At 54.2% G+C, this 12,330-nt stretch carries 5 protein-coding genes; all 5 read left to right on the top strand.

Features of this window, described 5'->3' with window-relative positions; genetic code table 11:
* Positions 1 to 225 precede the first annotated feature (225 nt).
* Positions 226 to 1,347, top strand: coding sequence for a CAP domain-containing protein (locus BQ5353_RS08365; protein WP_071427846.1), 1,122 nt, complete (start codon positions 226 to 228; stop codon positions 1,345 to 1,347).
* 193 nt (positions 1,348 to 1,540) lie between these two features.
* On the top strand, positions 1,541 to 7,081 hold the full coding sequence (locus tag BQ5353_RS08350) for a SpaA isopeptide-forming pilin-related protein (protein ID WP_143117202.1): 5,541 nt from the start codon (positions 1,541 to 1,543) through the stop codon (positions 7,079 to 7,081).
* Between the two features lie 215 nt (positions 7,082 to 7,296).
* Positions 7,297 to 7,740, top strand: coding sequence for a hypothetical protein (locus tag BQ5353_RS08345; protein ID WP_071427838.1), 444 nt, complete (start codon positions 7,297 to 7,299; stop codon positions 7,738 to 7,740).
* 108 nt (positions 7,741 to 7,848) lie between these two features.
* Entirely contained in the window at positions 7,849 to 8,139 is a 291-nt protein-coding gene (locus BQ5353_RS08340) for a hypothetical protein (RefSeq protein WP_071427835.1), read from the top strand.
* 147 nt (positions 8,140 to 8,286) lie between these two features.
* Entirely contained in the window at positions 8,287 to 10,374 is a 2,088-nt protein-coding gene (locus tag BQ5353_RS08335; protein WP_071427833.1) for a hypothetical protein, read from the top strand.
* The last annotated feature ends 1,956 nt before the right edge of the window (positions 10,375 to 12,330 follow it).

The raw sequence follows: 12,330 nt of genomic DNA, 5'->3' as shown, positions 1-12,330 counted from the left end.
AAATTTGCGAAATATATGCAAATGTTCCACAAAAGAGTGTGATTATCTGCGCATAAAAAAATTTGAAATTCTCGGAAAATGGCTTTGTGATGCGCGTTTGTGGGCTTTTTTGTGGAAAAATTACGGTCGTAATTTTCAAAAAAGCTACTATATAGGGAGTGTAAGGGGTTGAAACCCTTATGATAGAGCAATAAACCTTTAAATCCATAGAAAGAGGGATGAGAAATGAAAAAGAATAACAAGAGGATGCTGGTCGCCATGCTGGCTATGGCAATGGTGCTGAGCATGACCGCTTGTTCTGAAGAGCCGACCGACGGCGGCAGCTCCAGTGAACCCGATAGCAGCGTGAGTGAGCAGGTCAGCGAGCCGGAAACTTCTGATCTGGAGGTAGAAGACGACACCAGCAGTGATGCTGAAACTGAAACCTCTGATCCGGCTGCCGATAATACCAGCAGCAGCGCTGCTGATACTGGCAGCTCCACCGCAAGCCAGCCTGCGGCCGATACCACTACCTCCCAGCCTGCATCCAGCCAGGTACAGCAGTCGGCTACCAGCGGCCAGAGCCAGAACAATTCTTCCAGTCAGAACCAGAGCACCTCTACTCCACCTGCCACTACCCAGACCAGCAATACCAGCAGCGGCAAGGGACCAATGTCCGGCTACAACATTGAGGTTTATGACTGGGAAACTCCCGCAACTACTTGTCTGGGTGAATCCTATAATGGCAAAGCCGGTTATGTACTGCGCGATGCCGGTAGCAATGTCGTAGGCATGGTTCCTTCCGATGTTGTGACTCAGTTGCTTCGGGCCAATGGATTGGGCATGGCCGAGTCGGACGTTCAGTTCAGTTGGTTCGTTAGTGCCTTCAATGAGTACCGCGGTGTGGAGGGTGGCAGTAATTCTTCCAGTTCCAATTCCTCCGGCTCCAACTCTTCTAATTATGTCGGATCGAGCTCTAGCGAAATTGATATTGAGAAATTTCGTGAAGAGGTATTTCAGCTTGTGAATGAAGAAAGAGAAAAAGCTGGAGTACCTGAATGTGTTTCAGACAGTACCGCTATGGAATATGCTCAGATTAGAGCAGAAGAACTTGCTGAAAAGTTTTCTCATGAAAGCCCGAATGGCTCTATCATGGAGTATAGTCATTATACTTTTGCTGAAAACATTGCAAAGGGACAGAATACCCCTGAAAAAGTTGTCAGCGATTGGATGGCTTCACCCGGTCATAGATCTGCCATGCTGACTGATTATTCTAATTACGGTAATTGTCTTGGCGTAGGCGTCTATGAAGAAAGTGGGACCATTTATTGGGTGCTGGAATTCATCCTTTGGGATGCCAACGCTTAAAAAGCTATACGGATAAAAAGCACCTCTTGGCAGGTGCTTTTTTCATATCATTTTGCGATAATTTGAGGGAGTTGATGCGTTATGATTTGGTGCCGCCCACCACCAGGGTGGGATAAGCCTAATAAGGGGACTTCTCATTTGAGAAGTCCCCTTATTTTTTTATGCCTAAAAACAGAAAAGGAGGAAATTGCAGATGGCCAGAAAGCCAAAGACAGCCGGTAGAGTGATTGCGCTATTGCTTGCTGCTGTTATGACGCTTGGATCATTCCCGGTGACTACCTACGCCGCAGGAACAGGAGTCAACGATTCGCTTACCAGCGCATCTTTGATTGACGACCCTGTTTCCGGCGTCACTGGAAGCGGCTGGGATAACATTGGTCTTGGTGGTTCCAATACTTCAGACGAAACTTCACCGGAAGATGGAGATTCTGAGACTCCGCCAGAAGATGGAGAGCAGTCGAATGACGAAGATTCTGTTACTCCGCCGGAAGAGGACGAGCCTGGAAATAGTGGACAAAATGGGCAACCAGAAGGCGAAGATCCCAATTTTTCACCAGAAGAAAGCGGTGAATCGGAGGATAACGAGCAACTGGATGACAGTGAGAATGACGAGGAAACTTCAAATGTTGATGGGTCCTTGGATTCTGATAATTTGCCATCAGTTGACGATACACCTGCTGATGAAAATACATCGGAAAACGCTGACGGCTTGATTGAGTTGCCTTGGGCAGCCAATCTCAATGCTGCTGCAGCAGCACAGGCTCACATGATACAACCCTTTGGCGCAGGAGACGAAGGAGGGTCTGGGAAAGTATCATTTACCACTCTTGATTGGGCGACCGGCGACGGTACAGCCTCTGTCACGATTGGTGGTGTGTACTATTATGCACAGATCCAAAAGATTACCTACGACGGCGATACCGCCTTTTGCGCTGAATTCAATGCCAATCAGCCAGGAGGGACCTATGTGCTGGATGGCGAAGGTAACGATGAATATATCAAACAAGTTATTGCCAGTTACGAGGCATCCGGTAAAACCAATTCTGACTATATAGCAGCGCAGTCCTTTATTTGGGCAGATTTACTGGGTAGTACGGTTACATCCTGGGGTAATTCTGGTGCCAGCGATGATTTTCTGCAGTCCGGCCTTGATACCAGCGGCATCAGATACTGGGTATATCATAATACGGATTCTCCGCATACTCAGAACATCCTAGTGTATACGACAGATGATGATATAACAGAAAACCCCTATGCTATAAAGATTATTAAGAAAAATGAAGATGGAAGTGCGGTCCTTTCTGGTGCTACTTTCAGTGTGACTGGGCCGGATGGATTTAACAAAACTGGCCTTAAAACCAACTCTCAAGGTGAACTTCTTGTTGGTGTGCTTGCAACAGGCGAATATACTGTAACTGAAACTGCCCCGCCCGCAGGATATGAGCTTGCAGATCCAAGCAGTCAGAAAGTAACGGTAACAGAGGATAATAAACCTGAAAATCCTGCCGAAGTCGAGTTCCGCAACACCAAGAGCGATAGCCCTGGAGGCGGCGATGAAGGCGAGGAAACCACAGAAACCGAAACAGAGACCGAGGTTCATCAGTCCAAGACCTACGAGTATTCGGACGCTATTGGTCAGATCACCATCCGCAAGGAAGACCAGGACGGCAACAGCCTGGACGGTGCTGAATTTAAGGTAACACTTGAATTCTCCAATGGTGATACAGAGGTTCATGAAGGCGTTGAGATCGACAATGGCGCCAAGGTCTTCACCTGGACCAACCCCCAGGATGACCACGGCCCCGTTAAGGTAACGGTCGAGGAAACAAAGGCCCCTCGTTATTACGAGCTGGATCCCACTCCTCAGACTGTTACCGTTCATCCGACCTACACCCGCGTCACCCATGTGGAGACTTGGACGGTTACGGTCACAACCACAACCGTCACAGTCGTACATGAGGACGGCACGATCGAGGAGAATACCTCCACCGCGACCACTACCAGTGATCCGCAGGTAGAGGAGTTCGCTGATTTCGTTGAGGGTGATCGCGAGGTCACAGTGACCTTTGTGAACGACCGCGTTACCGGCGACATCATCGTCATCAAGCGCGACGCCAATACCGGTGCCGCCCTTGCCGGTGCGTCCATCCATCTGTGGAGCACCGACCTCGGCGGCGTCGATGAAGGCGCAACCGACGTTGACCTTGTAAAGATCACGGACGAAAACGGCGAAGCCCGATTTGAGAACCTTCCCGCCGGCAGCTATGCCGTGCAGGAAACCCGTGCGCCGGCCGGATACAACCTCAATGATGAGGTTCAGCCTGTTACCCTGCAGTCCGGCGAGGTCGTGACCATTGAGGTCAACGACTATAAGAAGGACGGCCTCTTCATCAAGAAGGTAGACGAGAACGGGCAGCCGCTGGCTGGTGCAGTCTTTGAACTGCGCCGTGGCTCCGGCGAGGTGCTGCTCTCTGAAACCACCGATGAAAACGGCCTGATCTACCGCGGCAATCTGACGGATGATACTTACGTGATCGAGGAAATCCAGGCCCCGGAGGGGTATCTGCTGGACGAAAATCCCATCAAGCAGATCCGGATCTATGAGACGGATGACAACAAGGAGTACACCGTTACCTTTGTCAACAAGAAGAAGCCCGCCATTGAGATCATCAAGGTGGATGGCCTTGATCCGACCCTCAAGCTGGAAGGTGCGAGCTTCCGCATTACCAACAGCCGTACCGGCCAGTATTGGGACATCACCACCGGTGAAGACGGTACAGCGCTGCTGGAAAACCTGGAAATCGACACGACATATATCGTAGAGGAAATAGACCCGCCTGAAGGCTATATCAACTCCGGCTACCGCCAGGAGATCGTCCTGAAGGAATGCCGCACCCATACGATCACTGTCGAGAACTTCGAGCATCCCGGTATCCAGATCGTCAAAAAGGACAAGCAGACCGGCGATCCCCTCCCCGGAGCTACCTTCCGCATTTCGTGGGAGGACGGCCAACAGTACCGGGATGTGACCACCGGTGAAGACGGCACCGCCCTGGTGACGGGCCTGAACGCCGGCTGGTACACCATCGTTGAGACCAAGGCGCCGGAGGGCTACCTACTCGACACCACACCACATAATGTGATGCTGGAGGAAGGCAAAACCGCCGTTGTCGAGCTTTTCAACGAGGCCAAACCTTCGCTGACGATTTACAAACTGGACAGCGTAACCCAGACCCCTCTGGCCAACGCCACCTTCCGTATCGAGAAGAAAACCGATAACGGCACCGAGTTCATCGGTGAGTATACCTCCGATGCAGATGGTATCGTCCGGCTGGAGCAGATCGACCCGGGCCGGTATCTCATCACAGAGATCAAGGCCCCGGATGGGTACAACATTGATGCACCCACCCAGGAAGTCACCATTGAGTATGGTGAGGCTTATGAAGTAACCTTCACGGATACGCCCAAGAGCCCCATCTACATTGCCAAGGTAGACCAGGACGGCAACCCGCTGGCCGGCGCCAAGTTCAAGGTTACGACCATGAACGGCGCAATGGTCGGTGAGGTCGAGACTGGACGCACTGGCTATGCCATCATCCCTTATGCTGAACCCGGCTGGTACGTCGTCGAGGAGATCCAGGCCCCGGATGGGTACATCCTGTCTGAAACTCCTGTCAACATCGAGGTCAAATCCGGCAAGCCGGCCACCGTCGAGTTTGTCAACTACGCACGGCCTGGCCTGCAGATTCTCAAGCTGGATGCCGACACCCGCGAACCGCTGGTAGGCGCCCGTTTCAAGATTGCCTACGCCAACGGCGAGTTCATCGGGGAGTACACAACCAACGTCAACGGCCTGATTACCCTTGATTCCGATGACGGCCTGACAGAAGGAACCGTCGTAGTCACTGAGATCCAGGCGCCGGATGGCTATGTGCTGGATGTAACCCCGCACAATGTCACCCTGAAGCCTGGTGAGCTGACCCAGATCGAGCTGTTCAACACCTCGAAGCCCGGCCTCCAGCTCATCAAGAAGGATGAGATCACCGGCCTGCCGGTCGGCGGCGCCAGATTCAATGTCACCCTGCTGGAGAACGGCGGGAAGAAGGATCTTGGCACCTATACGACCAGTGAGAACGGAACCTTCTTCATTGCTGACCTGACCCCTGGCCATTACGTCATCACAGAAACCAAGGCGGCCGACGGCTATATCCTGGATTCTACCCCGCGGTACATCGAGGTCGAGGGCGGAAAGCTCAACACGCTGGAAGTCTTCAATACCCCGTACAGCGACCTGCGGCTGCTGAAGATTGACTCCGAGACCCGCGATCCCCTGGAGGGCGCGGTCTTCAAGCTGTATGACCATGACCGCCTGGAGATCGGCACCTATACCACCAACAACCTGGGCGAGATCTTTGTTCAGGGTCTGCCCAGCGGCACCTACTATCTGCAGGAGCAGAAGGCGCCGGCCGGATATGTGCTGGACAACACCGTGCGTGAGATCGAACTGGTAGGCGGCAAGACCACCACCGTTGAGTGGAAGAACACCGCCCTTGGTACGCTGCGCATCATCAAGGTGGATGCCGACACCGGCAAGCCGCTGTATGGCGCAACCTTCCTGCTGTATGACAGCCGCGACAACCTCCTGGGCGAGTACACCACCGACCAGAACGGTTTGATCGTCTTTGGCACCAGCCTGCAGGCAGGAAAATACAAACTGAAAGAAATCAAGGCGCCCGAGGGGTATGTGCTGGATGAGACAGTCCGCACCATCACGGTCAAGAGCGGTACTACTACCGAGATCGAGATCGAGAATGAGCTGCAGGTCGGCAACATCCAGATCGTCAAGGTTTCCAATGGCAAGAATGAAGTAACTGGCGACAAGAAGGGCGACGGCCTGAGCGGCGCTGTCTTCGAGATCTACGATGAGGATCTGAACCTGGTCGATAAGATCGAGACTGACGGCCGCGGCATCGCCACCTCCGATGACCTGCCTCTGGGCAAGTACATCATCAAGGAGGTCGAGGCCCCGCGGTATTACTTCACCGACGGCAAACCCTTCTACGCTGAAATCAAGACCCACGGCGACCTCGTAAGATTCCGGGTAGAGAATACCCCCATCGACATTGAGGTTTCCGTGGAGAAGCGCGGCGTTGCTGAAACCATGTCCAACGAAGTGATCCGTTACACCTTCAGCGACATCGCCAACAAGTCCAACTGCTCGCTGGACGACTTCTACTGGCGTGACAACCTGCCGGAAGAGGTTCGCATCCAGTCGCTGAACACCGGCACCTGGAACCAGCGCGGCACCTATGATGTTTACATCAAGACCAATAAGAAGTCCGGCTGGCGGCGTATTGAGCGCGGCCTGCATACCAACGTAGAGTACACGATTGACCTGACCGGCGATGCCCTGGGCCTTGCCTCGAATGAATACGTTACCGACTTCAAGCTGGAGTTCGGTACGGTTGACGCCGGCTTTGCCGCTGACACCGACCCGTATATCAAAGTCAAGGTCAACGATGATCTCGATGCTGGCACCCAGATCGTCAACACCACCGATGTCGGCGGCCGCAAGGGCCATGAGTGGACCTACGACCGCGACAGCTGGATCACCGTAGTCTATAAGGGCAGCGGTTCCAGCGACGGCGGTCATGGCGGCAAGAAGCTGCCTCAGACCGGCGGCCCGAACTTCTTCGAGCAGTATCCCGAGTACCTCAAGTACCTGGAAGACTGATCGAAAAACCTAAACCTCATATAACCCATCATCTGAACCGGTAGGGGAAACCCTGCCGGTTTTTCCATAGGGACACGATTGTGTCCCTATGCAGGGGCGTCTCTCTGATGAGACGTTCCTGCATAGGGGTATGATTGCTCATACGCGGTGGGAGGGCGATGAACCACACCCCCAAGTTCACATAACCACACTGAAATGCAAAGGAGGAATCCACAATGGTTAAACCTGCTGCTGTAAAGCAGTATATGGCTGATGCCAGAGCCGATCTGCGCACTTTTATCGGCGCCACCATCCAGCCTGTTTCCCGCCCTGGGGTCGCAGGTGCTGTCGGGGCTGTTTCCGCATTTGCCGTCCTCATGAATATGAGCGTCGTCTTTGCGGCGACCCCGCTGTTCCAGCGGCTGAGCCAGGCGTTCAGCACGCTGCTCACCGACGCCCAGGATCTGGTCCTGACGGTCGCTACCTTTGCGGTCGTCATCTGTATTCTCGGCATCCTGCTTGGCTCCCTGATGGGTCCCAAGGCCACCTCGACGATGGTATCCGCACTGAAGGCCGTCATCATCGCCTTCATCTTCTTCCAGCTGATGCCTGTTGTCCTGGATACGATTGCTCAGGTATTCGGCACTGGCGGCACTGGCACATCCGGCACCAATCCCTAAAAGCAAGCCGTAACGAGAGCGCCAATAGAGCCTGCTCTCGCTGCACTTCCCTGCTTTTCGCACCCTTCCTCCCAAGGGTGTTATTTTACAAAGAAAGAGGTCATCTCTATGAAAGATATGAAAAAGTCGGTTCTCATCGTCATTGCCGTGGGCGTTGCGGCGCTGCTGATCGGCGCTGTCGCCTTTTCGGCTGGTCTGGGGGAGATCCTGCCAAAAGAGGGCGTGATCGCCGCCCTGCTGGGCCGGACCCCAATGCACTTTGGCATGAAGTGCTGCCTGATCGCCATTATCGCAACGATTGCGCTGGTGCCCGGTATCCGCTCCCAGTTCCTCGGCTCCTATACCACAGGCTCGGACTACAAGGACAGCCATCGGATGGGCAGAGGAAGCAAGATTTAACCGCAGCCTTTTGCTGGCTTCAACCGGCACTATGCCACAATATGTGCGCATAACTTTGGCCTTGTGCGTATAAATTCCGACCTGTACGCACAAGGCCCTTTCTGTGCGCACATACCTTGTTATATGCGCACAGAAAGGAGAAATTACATGGGAATTTTGATGGGCATCGTCAGTTTCGTGCTGGGCTTTGCCATCAACCTGGTGGATTCAGCTGTGACAAGTATGCTGAATTCCGTCGGCTATGACATGAGCACCTTTTTGGCAGTGTTCCCATTTGCGGAAAACGCCATGGATGTTTTCGTAGCCCTGGGACTCGCCTTCCTCACAGGCGGGCTGATCTGGAACGGAATAAAGGGGGTTGCAGCACCCTTTGGGGTGGAATATGAGAACCCGCTGCACATTATCGGGAAAGTGGCGATCACATGGATCGCAGTTGTTAACCTGACAGAAATCCTGGATCTGATCATCCGGTTTTTCCAGATCGCTTTGGATTACATGAACGACCTGCCTCTGGGTACTGGAGAGTTTTCTGTTGAGGGATTTGCCTCCAACCTGGTGACAGGTCTGATTGCGGATCTGACAGCGACCTCGGGGCTGCTCATCATCGTTTATATCATCTGCGTAATCCTGCTGGGCTGGAAGTTTATCAAACTGCTGGTAGAAATGGTGGAGCGTTACATCGTTTTCTGCTTTATCTGCCTGGTCGGGCCCTGTTTCATTTCTACAGCGGCTTTCAAATCTTCCCGGGATATTGCCGGGACCTGGTTCCGTGCGTTCTTTGGCCAGAGCTTCCTCATCTTGCTGAATACTTTCTGCGCCCGCGCTTTCCTGAGCTATTGCCAGGTATTTACGCAAAACCTGCTGGGGATTAACGCAAACGGCACATTTGTCCCGACCATCTCCATGCTGTTCTTTGGCTTTGCTTTTCTCAACTTTGCTTCCCGAGTCGATACGCTGCTGCGCATTCTTGGCTTAAATACCGCACACACAGGCTCCGGCTTACTGGACGGCGCCATTGGCGGTATCAGCCGGCTCATCAACAGCGCACGGTCTATGCAGACCGTAGGAAGCGCAATCGGCCATGCGGCAGCGGCCGGCAAGGCGGCGGGGGGACTTGGCACTTTCGCCGGGATGAAGGCGGCGGCTGCCACGGCATTTTCCGACCTTACCGGCCAGGCCAGGAACACCGGGGATTCTACTATAGGCGGCATGGAAACCAACCGCCGCAAGGACGGCACAAAGGCCGATCAGGACGCCCCTGGGCGCCGTGTGAACGCCGAGACGCCGCTCAAATCCGGCGATCTGCTTCGTCAGGAGGGCAGCCCTTCTTCCCAGGTGATGAAGGGACAACAGGAGATCGACGATGCGCTGCGGCATAAGACCAATCCAAACAGCGAAAACGGCATTGGTGGGACCAATGGCATCAAGGGCACAGGATCCAAAATGGACTTTGTGGATGGCGGCGTTCTGGCTTCTGCAGGCCAACAGAACGAGTTTGCGGACAAATTCCACGGCAGCGGGAAGCCGATGGGCGCCATCCATCAGTATTCCAATACCGCAAATGGTGTCAGAGCCGCCGCGACCAGCGCAGAGCGGTTTACCACACCGGATGGCAAGAGTATGCCTATCTCCTCTTACAAGGGAGCTGAGGCCGCTGCCGCTATGAATGGCGTCACTGCCTTTGGCAACGAGAATCTGAAGGACTTCAACTATGCCGAGGAGCCGGATGGCGCCTCCTTCATTTCCGGCCAGAACTTCACGGACGGCTCCTCTGTCACCTTTGACAGCGTGGAAGGCGGCGTTGCTACCGGCGTCTATACGGATGCAGACGGCAATTCCACCGCTTTCCAGATGGTACATGACAACGCTGTAGAATCCCAGAAACAGGCCGTTGCAGCTGGAGTCCCTGGGGCAATGGAATTCGATACCAGCCAGTCGGTTGGCAGGATCGGCGATGGAAGCGGCGAAACTGGCTTCTATGTTATCCCGAAGACAGCCGGCCCGACCGACGCTACAACTGTTCCTTATGGCCATACCCAGACCTATGCTCAGATGGGCGCCACAGTGGATCCGAACAATTCCGCTCAGGTCAAGCAGGCCCGAGAAAACCTGGCCCGCTTTGTCGATGTCAGCAATCCGGTAGAGAAGGACGTTTCCACCATGTCCAGCAGCCGTGTTGATCAGATGCGGCGTGAGGCCAGGACTTCCACGCCTCGCGGAAAGCGCCGGAAATGACCATGGCTATACAACTGGAGAAGGGAGAGAGTAGATGAGCGACGATGAGAGAAGAACCTCCGATGAAATGGAGGACGGCCTTAATACAGGGGCAGACCTTGCTGGCCGTGCGATCAAAGGCCTTCCCTCCAGGCGGCATTCTGGAGGGGATCCAGCCGCTGCACCCAGCGACCCTCCCTCCGCGCCGCAGGATAGCCCGTCTTCTGACAGTGAGGGGCCATCGGGTTCCGATTCACCCGGGAACACGGACGCAGGACATTCAGATTTCCCGCAGAATAGCCCTGGAGGCTCGTTTGATCCTGGGGGTACTGTAAACCAATCCAATGCACCAGGAGGCTCAGACGGCAATTTTACCGGGTCTGGCGGCGGTCCTGAATATATGGGTTCACCCGGCACGGGATCCGCCGCTGGCTCTGGGGCAGAAGGAGCGGCAGCAGGCGGCGGAGCCAGCGGTTCTGGAGCCACAGCTGCTTCCAGTGGTACAGGCGCCGAAGCTGGCGCAGGGGCGGCTGGAGCTGCCGCAGAAGGCGGCGCTGCCGCTGGGGGTGCAGCTGCAGGTGGGGCAGCGGGAGGCGCTGCAGGTGGCGCCGCAGCCGGTGCTGCTGCTGGATCCGCAGCTGGCCCAGCCGGAACCGCCGCCGGTGCGGTGGCTGGCGCGCTGCTCGTCCCGATTCTCAAATTTATTGGGATGGCTATCGCCGTTGTGGCAGTCTTTCTGAGCTTCTTCATGATGCAGCCGTCCTTCCTTTATGATAACAGCAACGCCCTAAATGACCGGGAGCTGCTGGAAAAAACTTATAATACCTACTATGAGCACATCTCAGATGAATATCAAAAAGATATTCAAAGGGCGATGGATGAAGCGGTAGATGAAGGAAAAAAGATTTTCAACGAGGCAGAATCGGGCGGCCTTTCCTCTTTGGCAGCGCCGCCTGATGCTTATCCTCATATTTCTATGCAGGAAGAAGATCAGAACGCCATCCGCAGCGTTATGAACGACGGCAGCTATGATAAATATGAGTTCACCCATAGCGTCGCTTTTTTGCGGGGCTCAGATGAGTACCTGGAATCAGCTTCATCCAATATCAATCTGGTTCTGAGCCTGATCGACACCCAAAAGAAAAACTGGTTTACCGCCTTGTTTGAACTGTTTGCCAACGAAATCACCGGCGGCCTTTACGGTCAATTTACAGATTGGATCGGCCGAAAATGGGATGGTATTTGGAACGAGTTTATTATCCATGACCTTTACAGCATCACATACGGCGGAGTGACTACCAGAACAGAAACGAGGTATCATGCGGATGGGACGGAATATGAAATTACCATAGCCGTTATCAACATCAAGTACACCTACGATCTCAAGGACAAAGGTATCAGCTTTTATGCCGATAAGCTGAACGCAGATCAGGAACAGATTGACCGCGCTGCGGAAATGGCCAACTACCTGGCTGATCTGTTTGGCTCAGCCAGTGATACTTACTTTGGCATGTATGTCGAGGGCGGCTATTATACCGATGCAATCCAAGGCGGGACAGTCGGCGCCAATATCGCCAATGCCCTCCAACAGCTGAAGGACATGATCGACGGGATGGAGTATGACCCAGGCGGTACGCATACCTTCCCACTGCAGGGCTACACGAACCCCAATANCCGCCGCAAGGACGGCACAAAGGCCGATCAGGACGCCCCTGGGCGCCGTGTGAACGCCGAGACGCCGCTCAAATCCGGCGATCTGCTTCGTCAGGAGGGCAGCCCTTCTTCCCAGGTGATGAAGGGACAACAGGAGATCGACGATGCGCTGCGGCATAAGACCAATCCAAACAGCGAAAACGGCATTGGTGGGACCAATGGCATCAAGGGCACAGGATCCAAAATGGACTTTGTGGATGGCGGCGTTCTGGCTTCTGCAGGCCAACAGAACGAGTTTGCGGACAAATTCCACGGCAGCGGGAA

The organism is Merdimmobilis hominis (assembly GCF_900104615.1).
Taxonomy (GTDB): domain Bacteria; phylum Bacillota; class Clostridia; order Oscillospirales; family Ruminococcaceae; genus Merdimmobilis; species Merdimmobilis hominis.
This window is presented reverse-complemented; position numbering and strand designations above follow the sequence as displayed.

Excerpts from the sequence above, each read along its gene's own strand:
- BQ5353_RS08335 (WP_071427833.1), top strand. The coding sequence starts at position 8,287 with ATGGGAATTTTGATGGGCATCGTCAGTTTCGTGCTGGGCTTTGCCATC.
- BQ5353_RS08350 (WP_143117202.1), top strand. The coding sequence starts at position 1,541 with ATGGCCAGAAAGCCAAAGACAGCCGGTAGAGTGATTGCGCTATTGCTT.
- BQ5353_RS08365 (WP_071427846.1), top strand. The coding sequence starts at position 226 with ATGAAAAAGAATAACAAGAGGATGCTGGTCGCCATGCTGGCTATGGCA.
- BQ5353_RS08345 (WP_071427838.1), top strand. The coding sequence starts at position 7,297 with ATGGTTAAACCTGCTGCTGTAAAGCAGTATATGGCTGATGCCAGAGCC.
- BQ5353_RS08340 (WP_071427835.1), top strand. The coding sequence starts at position 7,849 with ATGAAAGATATGAAAAAGTCGGTTCTCATCGTCATTGCCGTGGGCGTT.